Origin of the sequence: Streptococcus sp. HMSC072C09 (assembly GCF_001813105.1) — a bacterium.
GTDB lineage: Bacteria > Bacillota > Bacilli > Lactobacillales > Streptococcaceae > Streptococcus.
Window position 1 is genome coordinate 338,578 of record NZ_KV811501.1, and the last position, 17,414, is coordinate 355,991.

12 protein-coding genes and 1 riboswitch are annotated in these 17,414 nt (G+C 45.0%); of the genes, 5 read left to right on the forward strand and 7 right to left on the reverse strand.

Translation table 11 applies throughout. The features are described from left to right. Positions 1 to 68: 68 nt before the first annotated feature. Positions 69 to 917 (reverse strand): mechanosensitive ion channel family protein, encoded by an 849-nt coding sequence (locus HMPREF2893_RS07300; RefSeq protein WP_070675380.1) that lies wholly within the window; start codon positions 915 to 917, stop codon positions 69 to 71. A gap of 137 nt (positions 918 to 1,054) precedes the next feature. Between HMPREF2893_RS07300 and sstT the strand changes: the two genes are divergently transcribed. Beyond that, entirely contained in the window at positions 1,055 to 2,272 is a 1,218-nt protein-coding gene (gene sstT, locus HMPREF2893_RS07305; RefSeq protein ID WP_070659436.1) for a serine/threonine transporter SstT, read from the forward strand. Between the two features lie 53 nt (positions 2,273 to 2,325). Here the strand turns inward: sstT and HMPREF2893_RS07310 are convergent, their stop codons facing one another. The 5 genes from HMPREF2893_RS07310 to HMPREF2893_RS07330 all read right to left on the reverse strand — a co-directional run bounded on the left by HMPREF2893_RS07310 (position 2,326) and on the right by HMPREF2893_RS07330 (position 9,269). Continuing rightward, a complete protein-coding gene (locus tag HMPREF2893_RS07310) occupies positions 2,326 to 3,657 on the reverse strand; it encodes an alanine/glycine:cation symporter family protein (protein ID WP_070675382.1) in 1,332 nt (443 codons plus the stop codon). 102 nt (positions 3,658 to 3,759) lie between these two features. Next, positions 3,760 to 3,854, reverse strand: a riboswitch (glycine riboswitch). Between the two features lie 129 nt (positions 3,855 to 3,983). Then, complete coding sequence (locus HMPREF2893_RS07315) at positions 3,984 to 5,402, reverse strand: C69 family dipeptidase (protein WP_070675384.1); 1,419 nt, start codon at positions 5,400 to 5,402, stop codon at positions 3,984 to 3,986. 598 nt (positions 5,403 to 6,000) lie between these two features. Further along, positions 6,001 to 8,340 (reverse strand): endonuclease MutS2, encoded by a 2,340-nt coding sequence (locus HMPREF2893_RS07320; RefSeq protein WP_070675386.1) that lies wholly within the window; start codon positions 8,338 to 8,340, stop codon positions 6,001 to 6,003. 73 nt (positions 8,341 to 8,413) lie between these two features. Continuing rightward, positions 8,414 to 8,968 (reverse strand): CvpA family protein, encoded by a 555-nt coding sequence (locus HMPREF2893_RS07325; RefSeq protein WP_021153876.1) that lies wholly within the window; start codon positions 8,966 to 8,968, stop codon positions 8,414 to 8,416. Between the two features lie 10 nt (positions 8,969 to 8,978). Then, complete coding sequence (locus tag HMPREF2893_RS07330) at positions 8,979 to 9,269, reverse strand: hypothetical protein (protein WP_003005477.1); 291 nt, start codon at positions 9,267 to 9,269, stop codon at positions 8,979 to 8,981. A gap of 136 nt (positions 9,270 to 9,405) precedes the next feature. Between HMPREF2893_RS07330 and rnhC the strand changes: the two genes are divergently transcribed. From rnhC to HMPREF2893_RS07345, 3 genes are all read left to right on the forward strand, one after another. Further along, positions 9,406 to 10,305 (forward strand): ribonuclease HIII, encoded by a 900-nt coding sequence (gene rnhC / locus HMPREF2893_RS07335; protein ID WP_070675388.1) that lies wholly within the window; start codon positions 9,406 to 9,408, stop codon positions 10,303 to 10,305. Positions 10,306 to 10,308: 3 nt separating this feature from the next. Continuing rightward, positions 10,309 to 10,959: a signal peptidase I gene (gene lepB, locus HMPREF2893_RS07340; RefSeq protein WP_070590042.1), complete on the forward strand. Its 651-nt coding sequence runs from the start codon at positions 10,309 to 10,311 to the stop codon at positions 10,957 to 10,959. Positions 10,960 to 11,027: 68 nt separating this feature from the next. Next, positions 11,028 to 13,460: an SF1B family DNA helicase RecD2 gene (locus tag HMPREF2893_RS07345; protein ID WP_070675390.1), complete on the forward strand. Its 2,433-nt coding sequence runs from the start codon at positions 11,028 to 11,030 to the stop codon at positions 13,458 to 13,460. Between the two features lie 8 nt (positions 13,461 to 13,468). On the opposite strand, the gene dinB is transcribed toward HMPREF2893_RS07345, so the two are convergent. Continuing rightward, positions 13,469 to 14,575 carry a DNA polymerase IV gene (dinB, locus tag HMPREF2893_RS07350; RefSeq protein ID WP_031575564.1) on the reverse strand — a complete coding sequence of 369 codons (1,107 nt, stop codon included), beginning with the start codon at positions 14,573 to 14,575 and terminating at the stop codon, positions 13,469 to 13,471. Positions 14,576 to 14,835: 260 nt separating this feature from the next. Between dinB and pflB the strand changes: the two genes are divergently transcribed. Then, positions 14,836 to 17,151, forward strand: coding sequence for a formate C-acetyltransferase (gene pflB, locus HMPREF2893_RS07355; RefSeq protein WP_031575567.1), 2,316 nt, complete (start codon positions 14,836 to 14,838; stop codon positions 17,149 to 17,151). Positions 17,152 to 17,414: the final 263 nt, after the last annotated feature.

The following is a 17,414-nucleotide window of genomic DNA, read 5'->3' on the forward strand; positions in this document are numbered from 1 at the left end:
GTCCGTTCTCACCTAAGGAAAGTTTCTAAGAGGATCTTGTCTACATTCTAATTTCTGAGCTTTTCTTATTACATGATCCCGTTCTTTCCTGTCGGTAGGTTAATCCCTGCTTCCATCAAGGCATCATGGTAGAGTTTATAGTAGGTATGATAGACCGTCGTCTGGGTGCCATTTTGCGCAGTCATCACGATGCGGAAGGAATAACGACCATTTTTTTCAATCTGTGGGCCTAATATCGTAGGACCTGTCAACACTTCTGGGTGTTTGTCTTGTTCAGACTGATTGACCTGAGCAATCACCTGATAGATCTTGTCGAGATCTGTATTTGCATCTAGCGGAATATCGATTAGCACGCGCATATCGCCACGTGAGAGATTGCTGACGACGGTGATGTTGCGATTCGGGACAAAGTGGAGAGTTCCATCAAAGTCCCGCACCTGGGTCGTCCGAATCCCGACACTGCTGACGATGCCGGCAATATTAATAGACCCATTCGTGAGACGAACATTGTCTCCCACATCCAGCTGGCGTTCTAAAAGGATGAAGAAACCATTGACCAAATCGGAAAGAAAGCCCTGGGCTCCCATCCCAATCGCCACCCCAGCAATCCCAGCACCAGCTAATAGACTAGAGACTGGAAGACCCAGAATCGACAAAATCCAGTAGATCAAGATGAAATACAAACAATAGTTTAAGAGGCTCTCAACCAAACGGAGAATCGTATTTTTACGGGCTTCATCCTGCACCGTATACTTAAAGGAAGGGGTTAATATCCGCTTGACCAGGCTATGGATGACCTTTTTAGCGATAAAAAATAAGAGAAAGATAAAAATCAGAGAGATACATTTTGATATCAGATCATCAAAAATCTTCGTCCAGTCTATTTTACTGAAATAACGTTGGAAAGCTTGACTCATTTATTCGGGCCTTTCTAACAAAGAATAGTATGATTATATCAAATATTCGGAAATAAGGCTATTTTTTAAAAATTTCATTGCTTTTCCCCCCTCACTATCGTATAATATTCCTTAATTATTTTTTAAGGAGGTCCTACATGATTCATCGACTGATTACCACTTGGAATAAAACCAACCTTATGAAAAGGATCGCAATCGGGATTGTACTTGGAGTCATTCTAGCACTTCTCTTCCCGAAAGCAACTGGCATTGGACTCTTAGGAGAGTTCTTTGTTGGAGGGCTCCGTGCGATCGCACCCCTTCTGGTCTTTGCGCTCGTCGCAAATGCCCTCTCCCAACACCAAAAAGGGACAGAGACCAATATGAAAAAGGTCATCGTCCTCTATCTCCTAGGAACCTTTGCAGCTGCCTTCGTCGCTGTTTTGGTCAATTACATCTTCCCGATCACCATTACCCTGACTGGAAAAGCCGCTGAAGGATCCTCTCCAAACGGGATTGGCGAAGTGATTAGTAACCTCTTGCTCAAGATCGTCGACAACCCGGTCAATGCCTTGCAGCAAGCCAACTACATTGGGATCCTTTCTTGGGCAACTGTCTTTGGGATTGCCATGAGAGAGGCGAGTGAACATAGTAAAGACCTCCTGCAAACCCTAGCAGACATCACTTCAAAAATTGTTGAGTGGATTATCAACCTAGCTCCATTTGGGATCTTAGGCTTGGTCTTCACGACCATCGCTGGCCAAGGACTCAGCGCCCTTAGCAACTACGGGATTCTCTTGCTTGTTTTGGTTGGTACCATGGCTTTTGTAGCCCTGGTCATCAATCCATTGATCGTCTTTTTCATGATCCGCAAGAACCCTTATCCCCTTGTTTTTAAATGCCTCCGTATCAGTGGGGTAACAGCCTTCTTCACCAGAAGCTCTGCAGCCAACATCCCTGTCAATATGCGTCTCTGTGAAGAATTGGGGCTGAATCCAGACACCTATTCTGTCTCCATTCCACTTGGTTCAACTGTAAACATGGCAGGCGCAGCCGTGACGATCAATATTTTGACGCTAGCTGCTGCCAATACCTTGCACATTCAGGTTGACTTTGGAACGGCGCTCATTCTAAGTGTTGTAGCGGCTATCTCTGCTTGTGGAGCATCTGGAGTTGCGGGAGGATCTCTCCTTCTCATCCCTGTTGCTTGTAGCCTTTTTGGTATCACCAATGATTTGGCCATGCAAGTCGTCAGCGTCGGCTTTATCATCGGGGTCATCCAAGACTCTTGCGAAACAGCCCTCAACTCTTCGACAGATGTGCTCTTCACCGCCATCGCCGAAATGAGTAGCTGGCCAAAAGAAAAACGCTATTAAATGATCCTATCTCAAATAGACAAGAAAACCCAGACCTTGCGATCTGGGTTTTCTTATTTCTTAAAGTATTGTTTGCTTTCTTTGATGATGACAGGGGAGAGAGCTAAAAGGGCGATCAGGTTGGGCAAAGCCATCAGCCCATTCACAATATCCGCAATCACCCAGACCAGATCCAGCTTAAGGAAGCCTCCTAGTCCAACCATAAAAACAAAGAAGGTCCGATAGAGGTTGATATGTTTGACACCAAATAGGAATTCAAAACACCGCTCTCCGTAATAAGACCATCCAAGAATAGTCGTGGTCGCAAAAAGCACCAAGCATAGCGTCAGAATGATACCTCCGACTGGGCCAAAGACGCCTGTAAACGTATCCTGAGTCAGGGTACTAGTGCTGCCCTTAGCCATCCACTCACCTGAAACCAGGAGCGAAAGTCCTGTCAAACTACAGATGATAATGGTATCAATAAAGGTTCCTGTCATCGAGATCAAGCCCTGCTCGACGGGCTCATTGCTCTTCGCTGCGGCGGCTGCAATGGGTGCAGATCCGAGACCCGATTCATTAGAGAAAACTCCACGCGCCACCCCTTTTTGGATAGCCATTTTGACCGTTGCTCCTGCAAAACCTCCCATGGCTGCAGTCCCTGTAAAAGCACCTGAAAAGACTGCTTTTAAGGCTGGAAGCAATTGGTCCAGATGCAAGGCAATGATCGTGACAGTCGCAAAGATATAGGCAGCAGCCATAAAAGGAACCACTTTTTCAGAGACTTTGGAAATCCAGTGAATCCCACCAAAGATGATGGTTGAAACCACTAGCGCAATCACTACACTAGCTACTTCTGGAGCCGTTCCAAAACTAGCTTGAAGGGATCCCGTAATGGAATTAACCTGGGTCATGGTTCCGATCCCAAAGAGGGCCACCAAAACACCTGCAACCGCAAAGAAAATAGCCAGTGGTCGCCACTTCTCTCCCATTCCGTGAAGGATGTAGTACATCGGACCACCCGAGATATGACCGTTGTCATCCTTGGTCCGATAACGAATGGCTAAGAGCCCTTCAGCATACTTGGTCGCCATTCCAAAGAAGGCTGCCATCCACATCCAAAAGAGGGCACCTGGGCCACCTGTCTGAATCGCTGTAGCCACCCCTACAATATTCCCCGTCCCTACAGTAGCCGCTAGAGCTGTCGCAAGGGCTCCGAAGCTTGAGATATCCCCGTGTCCCTCATCTTCTGTAAAGATCAAGCGAAAAGCTTTTGGAAGATAGCGTATCTGAAGCAAACCCAAGCGAAGGGTCAGGTAGATCCCTGTTCCTACCAATAGCACCAATAAGGGGGCGCCCCACACTAAATTATCGACCTGCTGAAAAAACTGCAATACATGATCCATTTTCTGTCTCCTTTTTCATCGACCGCTCGACAGAAAAGAGAAAAAGAAAGAGCACATGTCAAACATGTACTCTGGTCCTGCTTAAAATAGGGAACTTCCCCTATCTTTCGCTCTGTCCTTTTACCTGAGAGTTTGAGTAGATGCATCCTCTACCTTGCCCCTTCGGTGCCATTTCTGGTCTCTCCAGAGTTCCGTCCATTCACAGTCACTCACGCTTCTGCAAACTTCATTCGGTCGTATGTAATTTTCTCTATTTTAATCGATTTTCAAAAGTTTGTCAATCGTTTCTGAAAATGTCTTGTAAACTACCTGAAAATACACGGTTTTTAGTCACTCAAGGAGAAGTGATTGGTCATGAGGTTGCTAGCATCGAGCAAAATCTTGTCCAAGAGTTGATCTGTCGCTTCCTGGATTTGATCACTCATGGCTTGGTTTTCCGCCTCAAAATCAACAGTGTCACCTGCTGCAAGTGCACGATCGACTTTATTGATGCGCGCATGTCCCCAGGCCATTGTCGATTCTTGGTAGTCATCTAGATCCCCAACATGGTGAGCATAGTGAGGATCTGCTAGTCCGGCAATAATCCGGTTGGCCCAGTAAAAGGAATCCGTTGTCACCTTAGCCGTCGTATTGGCAAAGTAGTCTGGCGTTGTATCCACTTGGGTAAAGAAAGGAACGGCTGTATTGTAAGGCATGGAGCCATAAGAAATCCATTGGATACCTGTCGTTTCTTGTGGTTTATTGGGACGCAATTGTAAAATCGCTGTCTGGCTGGTCCGGTTGATCCCGATCGTCCGGAAGGTCCGCTGACTCACGTGATCTCCTTCAGGGCCATAAGGATCGTAGATAGTGTCTTGGTAGTGGTTGCTCAAGACATATTTGACATCTTCAATCGTCACCTTGCGATAAGGTTTTTGACACCAAGGGATCTCGAAGCTCCGTGGATCCTGCTCGATTTCAGGATTGAGGAAACGCTGGATGGCCCAAGCCCGCGGTGTATTGTAGTGACGGTCCTTGTCTTTTTGGCTACCAAAGGCATAGCGTGGATTAAAGCCTTTCCCTTCTTGATCCAGAATCAAATGGTGCTCTGTGACAAAACGTTCAAGATCCGGGTCACAAAGAAACTCATCTGGATTGCCAAATTCAAAATAATCACTTCCCAGCTGGTTCGGGTTGGTCACATAGGCATCATCAGGGACACGGCGCGCCATCCAGTGGTGACCTCCGATGGTTTCCAACCACCAGATTTCATTCACATCTGAAATCGCAATCCCATTAGACTCATAAGTTCCATACTCTTCTAAGATCTTCCCGAGACGCAAGACCCCTTCGCGGGCTGTCTTGACATAAGGCAAGACCAAGGTCAGCATGTCTTCCTCACCGATGCCACTCTCTACAAGAGGATCTGCCCCTAGCACACGGCTATTGGTCGTAATGGTCTCTGTCTCACTCATGGCTACATTATAGACATTGATCCCAGCTTCTCCCCAGATCCCGTCTTTAGGAATGGCATCTGGAACCGCTGTATAGCGAACTGGATTATCTGGTAATTCGATTTCAAAAGTTGATAAAACCGACTTGTAATGACGCGGTTGATCTTCCGGTTTGACCACGATCAATTTCTTGGGCGTAAAAACGCCATTTTGAGAATCCTCTGTTCGTGCTACAATGGTCGAACCATCATAGCTAGCATTTTTTCCGACTAAAATCGTTGTACACGAATCTGCACTTTCACGTTTACGCATGCGTATCCTCCCAAATCATTCATTGCCTCTATTATAGCACTTTTAAAAGGAAGGACCTACTGAAAATCCGATTTGAAAACGGATCGTTTTCAATTTCTTTTAATCCGGTTCATTATGTAAAATTTAAAAAAACCTAGCTGATAAACAGCTAGGATTTAGATTGAAGAAAAAGTTATCTTAGAAACTTTCCTTAGGTGAGCACGGACGTCAGCGAACTTCGAAGAAGTTCCATGACTAATTATTGAGCCTAAGGTCTCAATAATTCCGAGTGAGACTGGGACAAAAGTCCTAGCCTCTTAATTGTTTTTGGATTGTCGAGCAAGACGCAGTGGTTGAGTGGGCTCTACTACGCTGATTTCATCAGCTTTTACAGCCCTACTTAACTTTGCGGAGGTGGGACGACGAAATCGAATTTTAACGAATTACCGATTTCTGTCCCACTCTCACTTTTCTCACGGCGGAAAGTTTCGGTATTTTCTTTATTCATTTTAAAAATGGGACAGATTTATATTTTTTTGCAGAATTTCTTAACTTATTTTTCTTTTTAAAAATTTAGTCTACGTTCTAAACCCTAGCTAATGAAAAGCTAGGGCTTAACTTAGCCTTTAAACGTGACAATGGTTGCGCCGCTTCCACCTGCATTTTGTGGGGCATATTCAAAACTCTTGACGTGCTTGTTGCGGCGGAGGTATTTGGTCACCCCTTCACGGATGACCCCTGTCCCGATCCCGTGGATGATATCGACTTGGGCCATGTTGTTGAGCAGGGCCTGATCGATAAAACCATCTAGCTCTTGCATGGCCTCTTCATAGCGTTTCCCACGGAGGTCCAGACGCGCTCTCGGACCGCTCGTGTTTGAGCGCTTGACGACATTCACCTGGCGTTTCTTAGGTTGAGCCGCCTCTTTTTCAACCTTGATAAGGTTGAATTCTTTTTCTTCCAAGGTCATCTTGATCAAGCCGACTTGCGCCTCCCAGCGTCCATCTTTGAGTTGCTTGACTAGGGTTCCACGTTGGCCATAGCTGATAACCAGGATCTCATCTCCTACCTTAGGAGCACGCGCCTTCTTGGCTTTTTTCAAGACCTTATTTTTAGAAAGATCGACGGTCTCAGGAGCTAGTTTTTTCAACTGAGCCTTGGCCTCAATGATCTCATGTGGTTTCAACTGGGATTTAGCATGAAGACCTTGAAGGATGCGGTCACTCTCTGAAAGTGCCATGTCCACAATTTCCTTGGCTTCTTCTCTTGCCTTATTTAGCTCTGTTTCCCTCTCCCGAGTCAGTTCATTATAGAGTTTTCGAAGAGCGCGATTGAATTTGAGATTTTCTTGCTCCACTTCTTGAATGGTATCCAAGCGCTTGCGACTTTCTAAGGTCTGCGCCTCCAGTTTTTCAATAATCTGATTGACATCATTATCCGTATTGGTCATCTTCATGGCATCCTGGATAATGGTCTCAGACAAGCCCAAACGGCGGGCAATTTCAAAGGCATTGGAGCGTCCAGGAACTCCTTGCATGAAGCGATAGGTCGGACGCAGACTCGCTGTATCAAATTCCATACTAGCATTTTGCACCCCAGCAGTCTCAATCCCGTAGGCCTTGAGCTCTGGATAGTGGGTCGTCGCCATGGTCTTAATCCCACGTAAACGCAGGTCTTCTAGGATAGCAATAGCAAGGCCAGCCCCCTCTTGAGGATCGGTTCCAGCCCCCAACTCATCCAGAAGGATCAAGGAGGCGGTATCCACTTGATTCAAGATAGATACGATATTGGTCATATGGCTGGAGAAGGTCGACAAGCTCTGCTCGATCGATTGTTCATCTCCAATATCTGCAAAGACTTGTGAGAAGATGCCCACACGACTACCTGGATCCGCTAGGATGGGAAGACCAGACTGGGCCATAATTTGCGCTAGTCCCAGCGTTTTTAGCATGATGGTTTTCCCCCCTGTATTGGGACCGGTAATCACGATTTCTGTCAGGTCCTCGGTAAAATGCAGGTCATTCGCGACAGCATTTTCAATCAAGGGATGACGTAGTTGCAAGAGCTGAATAGAGCGATTGCTGCTAACCTCTGGTACCACTGCCTTACAATCGCGCATAAACCGATACTTGGCCTTGATCAAGTCTAAGTGACCGATAATCCAAGCGTTATTTGCAATCTCTGCTGCGTGAGGGCGCAGGGTGTCAGACAATTCCTCCAGAATCTGAATGATTTCATACCGTTCATCGGCTCGATGGTTGGCGATTTCTTCATTAAGATTGACGACTGACCGGGGCTCGATATAAACGGTATTCCCGCTGGCTGAGATATCGTGGACCACCCCTGCAATCCGGTTGCGATAGGTATTTTTTACGGGTAGAACATTGCGGCCATTCCGACTAGCAATCACAGCATCCGCTAACATATCGGCCTTGCTTTTCAGCAGGTCTTGTAGAATCTCTCTAACCTGGTGTTCATTTTCCTGGATTCGGCGACGGATTTTGGCCAATTTTTCACTGGCAAAAGACTCGACAAAACCTCCTTCGTTGATAGCTTGAAGCCCACCTTGTAGGCGAGGAAGATCCACCAAATTGTCAAAGAGGCGATTGAGGCTTTCCAGACGGACATTTTCCAAGTTGTCGTAGAAATCCTTGAGCTCATGTGTCACCCGAAGGACAGCTTTTAGCGCTAGTAATTCATCAATATTGAGGGATGCCTCCATCTCCAAACGCTTGGCCACTGGACGAACATCTTGAATGGTCGACACGGCAAAACGAGGCTCTTCCAAGAGGATCTGCTCCATATCTTCTAGCTCCATAAAGGCCGTTTCGATGCTTTCTTTTTTATCAGTTGGAGTAAGGGCTGCTAGCTCCATCTCCCCTTGTTCTGTCTGTAGATAGGGTTCAAAGAGTTGCTTGACCTTGTCAAACTCCAGAATATCTAAGATTTTTTTATTCATATTTCTCCTACAAAAAAAGTGAGCGTCCTTCCTTGAATCGGACTTGTCTCACTCCTTTCTTCATTTTTGCTCCTTAAGCTCCGATAATCGCAGTCACCCACAAGTTGTGGAACAGACTGGAACTGATCGGGGTATGAAGGATGATAAAGCGGATCAATCCACTTGCATTGAGTCTATTTTGGATGGAAGCCATGGGAACCGTTGAGAGGACAGTCAAGCCCATTTGAATGACCAAAAGAGTTATCACGACGGCGATCACCCCCGCTCCAATTTGATACTTGCGATCCTCCAGTTTTTCTGGCTGGGGTACCAAGTGCATAAAGATCCCGATCACACGACCAATCAGGTAGATCATCGCAAAAATCAACACATAAGCTAAACCTGCATAAAAGATGTCATCTAATTGAAATAGGTAGCGGTTGGCATAAAAATAATTCACCGATTGCTGGGTGGGACTCGAAAAAGGCACCCATAGAGACAACACCTTGGCCAGTCCCTTGTAGCTGCCACCTGCAATCAAGAGGGCCACTAAGGTCACTAGAAAGTAATAGGACTGGAGGATAATCCCTCTTGCATAGCCAATATAAAAGCTCCATGCCAAAATCAATAAGATTAAGAAAGTTAACATGTATCTCCTCTTATTTGGATGATTTATCCTTTAAGTCGTCTAAAGCCTTGCGACGAAAATCATCTAATTCTTTTTCTTTGTCATCAAACTCAATCTCGCGATTCAGTTGCATGGACAAACTGTTTACTGCCAATAAGATCGCGATGGTTTCATCATCTGCCTCTGGCATTTGTTCCTTAATTGCTTGGTATTTTTCTTTCGCAACACGTTCGACTTCTTCCATAAACAAATTATCATGGTTGGTTGTTAAAGTGAGCGCTTTGTTTCCAAATGTAAATTTATATCTATTTAAGCTCGCCATAAAAATCACCTCACGGTATTATACCAAAAAAGGCTAGCTTTGTCAGTAGCAAAGCCCCTCTTCACAGGGATTTTCCAGTGGATTCTTTCTTTCTTTTTGCTCCCTCTCTCCTTGAATTTGTGGTACAATAGTGGTTATGGAAAGTATGACACTCACTCCAACACAGGAGCAAATCCTTGATTTTGTCCATACCTATCGCAACTCTCTCTCTCAAAGCAAGAACCCTCATATGGATTATTTCTTTCGACTAGAGGGAGCGACCGTTTCGATCTACAAGTCTGGAAAAGTCTTGCTTCAGGGCAATGACCTTACTCCTTACTTGGCCTTTTTCGGGCAAGATGCTGGAAACCCTAAAGGTTCTACTACTTCATCTGCAGGACAAGATTTAGCCATGATCGGAACCGACGAGGTCGGAAACGGCTCTTATTTTGGTGGACTCACCGTCGTTGCATCCTTTGTCACACCTGACCAGCACGACTGGCTCAAAAAGCTCGGTGTGGGGGATTCAAAAACCTTGGATGATCGAAAAATTCAGCAATTGGCTCCTCTCCTTGAGGAAAACATCCAGCACCAAGCACTCTTATTGTCTCCAAAGAAGTACAATGAAGTCATTGCTTCTGGCTACAATGCGGTTTCGGTCAAAGTGGCCCTGCACAACCAGGCTATCTATCTTCTATTAAATAAAGGAGTCCAAGCAGAGCGAATTGTGATCGATGCCTTTACGACGGCTAAAAACTACCAAAAATACGTGAAAGCTGAAAAAAATCAGGTCACTCAAGACATTGAGTTGGAAGAAAAAGCAGAAGGTAAGTATTTAGCGGTTGCAGTTAGTTCCATCATCGCCCGCAATCTCTTCCTTCAAAATCTGGAAGATCTGGGCAAGGAACTGGGCTTTAATCTCCCTAGTGGAGCAGGAGCGAAGTCAGACCAAGTCGCTGCTAAATTGCTTCAGACCTACGGGATGAAGGCTCTGGATTATTGTGCCAAACTCCATTTTAAAAACACAGAAAAAGCAAAGAAATTACTAGAAAGATAAGTTATGTCAAAAAGAAGTTCAAAACAGTCATCTAGCTCACCAGTGGTGAGATTCCTTAAAGAATGGGGCCTCTTCAGCATCATCGTTGGTCTCATCATCGCCTCTCGCATCTACCTCTGGGCTCCGGTCAAGGTGGACGGCCATTCGATGGATCCGACCCTGGCTGATAGCGAGTACCTCCTTGTGGTCAACCACCTCTCAATTGATCGTTTCGACATTGTCGTTGCTAGTGAAAAAGACGACGACGGCAAAACCAAGGACATCGTCAAGCGGGTCATCGGTCTTCCTGGAGATACCATTCAGTACGACAACGATACCCTCTACATCAATGGGAAAAAGACCAATGAGCCCTATTTGAAAGACTACATCGCTCGTTTCAAAAAAGATAAATTGCAATCAACATACACTGGAAAAGGGTTCGAAGAAAATGGAGAACTCTTCCGCCAATTGGCCAATACAGCCCAAGCTTTTACAGTAGACAAGGATGGCAATCCTAAATTTACCTTGAAGTTGCTCGACGATGAATACCTCCTACTTGGAGATGACCGGATCGTTTCAAAAGATAGCCGTCAAGTCGGAGCTTTCAAGAAAGAACAAATCAAAGGACAAGCCGTCTTTAGACTATGGCCGATCTACCCTTTCAAAACTTATTAGTATAGATTAACAGACTGAGGCTGAGACAAGTATGTCCCAGCCTCGCTTTATAAAAAAGGAAAGAAATGATGGAATATTATTTTTCTGGTACTATTGAGCGCATTATTTTTGAAAATCCTAGCAGTTTTTTTCGAATCCTCTTGCTCGACATCAGCGATACCGATGCCGAAGATTTTGATGATTTTGAGATTATTGTGACAGGAACCATGGCAGATATCATGGAAGGCGAAGACTACACCTTCTGGGGTGAGCTGGTCCATCATCCTAAATACGGAGAGCAGCTCAAAATCAGTCGCTATGAACGTGCCAAACCCTCTAGCAAGGGCTTGGTGAAATATTTTTCCAGCGATCACTTTAAAGGAATTGGTCTCAAAACAGCCCAAAAAATCGTGGACCTCTATGGGGACGATACCATTGACAAAATTTTGGAGGCCCCTGAAAAATTAGAAGGAATCACAGGTCTCTCCAAGAAAAACCGCCTGGCTTTTGTGGAAAAACTCCGTCAGAATTACGGAACGGAGCGCATTCTCGCCCAACTAGCCAACTATGGCATTCCCAATAAATTGGCCTTTCAGATCCAGGATTTCTACAAGGAAGAAACCCTCCAGATCGTGGAGCAACAGCCCTACCGATTGGTGGAAGATATCCAAGGCATGGGCTTTAAAATCGCGGACCAACTAGCCGAAGAATTGGGGATTGCAAGTGACGCCCCTGAGCGTTTCCGCGCGGGCCTGATCCACAGCCTTTTTAGCTACTCTATCGAGACTGGAAATACCTTTATCGAAGCCAAGGACCTCCTGCGCTATACCATTGACCTTCTAGAATCCGCTCGTCCAGTAGAATTGGATCCTTCCACTGTCGCCCAAGAATTAGGACGCCTCATCGAGGAAGACAAGGTCCAAAACGTGGACACCAAGATCTTTGACAACAGCCTCTTCTTTGCGGAGGAAGGGATTCGCAGTCATATCGGTCGATTATTGGAAAAAGGAAAGTCGACTTCATTTGACCCTGAGAAAATCAACCAGGCGATTGAGGCGGTTGAAAAAGATCTGGGAATTCGCTACGATGCGATTCAAAAAGAAGCGATTCACCAAGCGATCCAAAACAAGGTCTTTATCCTCACAGGGGGTCCTGGGACAGGAAAGACTACCGTTATCAATGGGATGATCAGTGTCTATGCCCAACTCCACCAGCTGGATCTTCGGAAGAAACAAGACCTGCCGATCCTCTTGGCTGCCCCAACAGGACGGGCAGCTAGACGCATGAATGAGCTGACAGGACTTCCGAGCGCCACCATCCACCGCCATTTGGGGATGACAGGAGATGATGACACCAGCCACTTAGAGGACTATCTGGATGCAGACTTCATCATTGTGGACGAATTTTCCATGGTTGATACCTGGCTGGCTAATCAATTACTCAGCAACATCGCAACAGATACCAAACTCTTGATTGTGGGAGATGCCGACCAATTACCTTCCGTCAGCCCTGGTCAGGTCTTGGCTGATCTCTTGCAGATCCCAAGCATCCCTCAGACCAAACTCGAACATATTTTCCGTCAGAGTGAAGATTCGACCATTGTCTCACTTGCAGGAGACATTCGCCAGGGCAAGCTTCCTCAAGATTTCACAGAACGAAAAGCCGACCGCTCTTATTTCGAAGCCGGAAGCGAACACATCCCTAAGATGATCGAACAGATCACCTCAGCTGCCCTTCGCAGTCAGATCCCGGCTCGAGATATCCAAGTCTTGGCACCTATGTACAAGGGCCAGGCTGGCATTGACAACATCAATACACTCATGCAAGACCTTCTCAATCCAGCTATCAAAGATCAGGTCGTCTTTGACACGCCAGACTGCCAATACCGCGATGGAGACAAGGTTATCCATCTGGTCAATGATGCAGAAAGCAATGTCTTTAATGGAGATATTGGCTACATTACCGATCTTCTCCCCGGAAAATATACAGAATCGAAGCAAGATGAATTGACTATCCAATTTGATGGCAATGAAATCGTCTACCCGCGCAATGAATGGTACAAGATTCGCTTAGCCTATGCGATGAGTATTCACAAATCGCAAGGAAGCGAATTTCCTGTGGTGATTTTACCCATTACCAATCAAAGCCACCGGATGTTGCAGCGTAATTTGATCTATACCGCCATCACGCGCTCAAAGAGCAAGCTGATTCTCTTAGGAGAATACAGCGCCTTTGATTTCGCTACTAAAAATACAGGTACAGCGCGCAAGACCTATTTGGTTGAACGTTTCAAGGACCTGGACGGAGGCGAAGCAACCACAGACTATTCTTCATCCCTTGCAACGGCTTCTGCTACAGTCGAATCTGCACGAAGCAAGGAAGAAACTGTTGAAACGAAAGCAGAGACGTCTAAGCCTACTATCTATCGACTAACAGAAGACAATCTCCACACCATCTCGCCTATGATCGGACTAACAGAAGAAGAGATTGCAGCCTTCTTTGATATCAAAAAAGACGACTAGTGAACAGACTAGTTGTCTTTTTCTTCCTCTACCAGAGGTAGTTCAGTATGATCAACAAAGTTGGTCATGGTGACACCCAAGAGGCGGATTCCTGTATTTATCGATTCGATTTCTTGAAAAATGTGACGCGCTGAACGATTGATGCGCTCAGCATCTCGCGTTGGCTCCGTCAAGGTGATACGCTTGGTCAGGGTGGTAAAGTCTCCATAGCGCACTTTTAAGACCAAAGTTTTTCCTTGCTTGCCGTGTTTTTCCAGCGATTGGGCTACCTTACTGGACAGATTGGCAATTTCTTCTAAAATATCATCTTCAGCATAGAGGAGCTTGCGATAGGTCCGCTCTTTTCCGATCGACTTGCGGATACGATGGCTCTTGACAGGGCTATTATGAATCCCTCGCGCCTTTCGAAAGAGATCATAGCCAAATCGCCCAAACCGATCAATCAAAGTCATCTCCGGGATGGCTAAAAGATCCGCGCCAGTATAGACACCCATCTCATGTAGTCTCTCTACTGTCTTCTTTCCTACTCCATGAAATTTGGCAATGTCCATTTGGCTCAGGAAATCCTTAGCGTCCTCCGGTAAAACCACCGTTAGGCCACGGGGTTTTTGGTAGTCACTTGCCATCTTGGCCAAAAATTTATTATAAGAAACACCCGCTGAAGCTGTGAGATGCAGCTCTTCCCAGATAGCATGCTGAATCAAGCGGGCGATTTTGACAGCTGATTTGCTCTGGATTTTATTTTCCGTCACATCTAGATAGGCTTCATCAATACTCATCGGCTCGATGAGATCTGTATAACGCTTGAAAATCTCACGGACCTGCTCACCTACTTCTCGGTATTTCTCATAATTTCCAGAGATAAAAATGGCTTGAGGACAAAGGTCCAGCGCTTCTTTAGAGCTCATAGCTGAATGAATGCCATATTTCCTTGCTTCATAGTTACAAGTCGAGACCACACCTCTCCCTCCTGACTGACGAGGGTCCTGGCCAATCACGACAGGCTTGCCCTTCAAACTAGGGTTGTCTCTTTCTTCGACGGCAGCAAAAAATGCATCCATATCAATATGAATAATCTTGCGACTGGTATCATTCACTAATGGAAATATCAGCATTTTTCACCCTCCTTTCTTTCTATTATAGGAAGAAAATTTCAGAATTGCAAAAATCGACTCCCCAGAAAACATGAAAATTGATGAAAAACTGTGTTTGTTTTCAAAAATATAGTACAGTATCACAGAGGATTTGAAACTGTATTACAAAAGAATCTGTTGTTTTTCGCAATTCGCCTTTGTGTAACCGATTTCTGTATGGTATACTACTATTGTAAGTGCAACAGATATAGTTGCTAGAAAGACAATAGAGGAAAATAAAAATGGTTGTTAAAACAGTCGTTGAAGCACAAGATATTTTTGACAAAGCCTGGGAAGGCTTCAAAGGTGAAGATTGGAAAGAAAAAGCAAGCGTTTCTCGCTTCGTTCAAGCTAACTACACACCATATGATGGAGATGAAAGCTTCCTAGCTGGTCCAACTGAACGTTCTCTTCACATCAAAAAAATTGTTGAAGAAACAAAAGCTCATTATGAAGAAACTCGTTTCCCATACGATAACCGTCCAACATCTATCGCTGATATCGCAGCTGGATATATCGACAAAGAAAACGAAGTCATCTTCGGTATCCAAAATGATGAATTGTTCAAATTGAACTTCATGCCTCGTGGTGGTATCCGTATGGCGGAAACTACTTTGAAAGAAAATGGATACGAACCAGATCCTGCAGTTCATGAAATCTTCACAAAATACGTTACAACTGTAAACGACGGTATCTTCCGCGCTTACACTTCTAACATCCGTCGTGCTCGTCACGCTCACACTGTAACTGGTCTTCCAGATGCTTACTCTCGTGGACGTATCATCGGGGTTTATGCTCGTTTGGCTCTTTATGGTGCTGACTACTTGATGGCTGAAAAAGCAAACGACTGGAACTCTATTACTGAAATCGATGAAGAATCAATCCGTCTTCGTGAAGAAGTAAACCTTCAATACCAAGCACTTCAAGAAGTTGTTAAATTGGGTGACCTTTATGGTGTAGACGTACGTCGTCCTGCCTTCGATACAAAAGAAGCGATCCAATGGACAAACATCGCCTTCATGGCTGTCTGCCGTGTGATCAACGGTGCTGCTACTTCTCTTGGACGTGTGCCAATCGTTTTGGATATCTACGCTGAACGTGACTTGGCTCGTGGTACATTTACTGAATCAGAAATCCAAGAATTCGTTGACGATTTCGTTATGAAATTGCGTACTGTTAAATTTGCTCGTACAAAAGCTTACGACCAATTGTACTCAGGTGACCCAACCTTCATCACAACTTCTATGGCTGGTATGGGTAACGACGGACGTCACCGTGTTACTAAGATGGACTACCGTTTCTTGAACACTTTGGACAACATCGGTAACTCTCCAGAACCAAACTTGACAGTTCTTTGGACTGACAAATTGCCATATAGCTTCCGTCGCTACTGTATGCACATGAGCCACAAACACTCTTCTATCCAATACGAAGGTGTAACAACAATGGCGAAAGACGGATACGGTGAAATGAGCTGTATCTCATGTTGTGTATCTCCACTTGACCCAGAAAACGAAGAACAACGCCACAACATCCAATACTTCGGTGCTCGTGTTAACGTGCTTAAAGCTCTTCTTACTGGTTTGAACGGTGGTTACGACGATGTTCATAAAGACTACAAAGTATTTGATATCGATCCAATCCGTGACGAAGTTCTTGAATTCGAATCTGTTAAAGCAAACTTCGAAAAATCTCTTGACTGGTTGACAGACACTTACGTAGATGCTTTGAACATCATCCACTACATGACTGATAAGTACAACTACGAAGCTGTTCAAATGGCCTTCTTGCCAACTCACCAACGCGCTAACATGGGATTCGGTATCTGTGGATTTGCCAATACTGTTGATACATTGTCAGCAATCAAATACGCTACTGTTAAACCAATCCGTGACGAAGATGGCTACATCTACGACTACGAAACAATCGGTGAATACCCACGTTGGGGTGAAGATGACCCACGTTCTAACGAATTGGCAGAATGGTTGATCGAAGCTTACACTACTCGTCTTCGCAGCCACAAACTTTACAAGAACGCTGAAGCAACTGTTTCACTTCTTACCATCACTTCTAACGTTGCTTACTCTAAACAAACTGGTAACTCACCAGTCCACAAAGGGGTATACCTCAACGAAGATGGTTCTGTGAACTTGTCTAAATTGGAATTCTTCTCACCAGGTGCTAACCCATCTAACAAAGCTAAAGGTGGATGGCTGCAAAACTTGAACTCACTTGCTAGCCTTGACTTTGGTTATGCAGCTGATGGTATCTCACTCACTACTCAAGTTTCACCACGTGCTCTTGGTAAAACTCGTGACGAACAAGTTGATAACTTGGTAACCATCCTTGATGGATACTTCGAAAACGGTGGACAACACGTTAACTTGAACGTTATGGACTTGAACGATGTTTACGAAAAGATCATGTCAGGTGAAGACGTAATCGTACGTATCTCTGGATACTGTGTAAACACTAAATACCTCACTCCAGAACAAAAAACTGAATTGACACAACGTGTCTTCCACGAAGTTCTTTCAATGGATGATGCCTTGAACTAAGATTCAAATAGATCTTAAAAAACCAGTCGGAAACGGCTGGTTTTTTTCATCCCCATCGCAAGAGTATTCTGAATTTTGAAAGAGTTTAAGAGCTTACTATATAGGGTTTGACAGCGCTTTCTCCGAGTGTTATAGTAGAGCTGTAAATAAGATAGAAGGGGTGATCCTATGTTTTTAACATTTATTTTCGCTATTATTTGGCTCTTTATCCTGATTGCACTGATCTTTTTAGCAACCCTTCTCGTCCAGGATAGCACCGTGCA

What these genes read in the sequence shown, in the direction of transcription:
- HMPREF2893_RS07345 (WP_070675390.1), top strand. Translation starts at nt 11,028, where the DNA reads ATGGAATATTATTTTTCTGGTACTATTGAGCGCATTATTTTTGAAAAT.
- rnhC (WP_070675388.1), top strand. Translation starts at nt 9,406, where the DNA reads ATGGAAAGTATGACACTCACTCCAACACAGGAGCAAATCCTTGATTTT.
- HMPREF2893_RS07325 (WP_021153876.1), bottom strand. Translation starts at nt 8,968, where the DNA reads ATGTTAACTTTCTTAATCTTATTGATTTTGGCATGGAGCTTTTATATT.
- HMPREF2893_RS07320 (WP_070675386.1), bottom strand. Translation starts at nt 8,340, where the DNA reads ATGAATAAAAAAATCTTAGATATTCTGGAGTTTGACAAGGTCAAGCAA.
- sstT (WP_070659436.1), top strand. Translation starts at nt 1,055, where the DNA reads ATGATTCATCGACTGATTACCACTTGGAATAAAACCAACCTTATGAAA.
- HMPREF2893_RS07310 (WP_070675382.1), bottom strand. Translation starts at nt 3,657, where the DNA reads ATGGATCATGTATTGCAGTTTTTTCAGCAGGTCGATAATTTAGTGTGG.
- pflB (WP_031575567.1), top strand. Translation starts at nt 14,836, where the DNA reads ATGGTTGTTAAAACAGTCGTTGAAGCACAAGATATTTTTGACAAAGCC.
- HMPREF2893_RS07300 (WP_070675380.1), bottom strand. Translation starts at nt 917, where the DNA reads ATGAGTCAAGCTTTCCAACGTTATTTCAGTAAAATAGACTGGACGAAG.
- HMPREF2893_RS07330 (WP_003005477.1), bottom strand. Translation starts at nt 9,269, where the DNA reads ATGGCGAGCTTAAATAGATATAAATTTACATTTGGAAACAAAGCGCTC.
- dinB (WP_031575564.1), bottom strand. Translation starts at nt 14,575, where the DNA reads ATGCTGATATTTCCATTAGTGAATGATACCAGTCGCAAGATTATTCAT.
- lepB (WP_070590042.1), top strand. Translation starts at nt 10,309, where the DNA reads ATGTCAAAAAGAAGTTCAAAACAGTCATCTAGCTCACCAGTGGTGAGA.
- HMPREF2893_RS07315 (WP_070675384.1), bottom strand. Translation starts at nt 5,402, where the DNA reads ATGCGTAAACGTGAAAGTGCAGATTCGTGTACAACGATTTTAGTCGGA.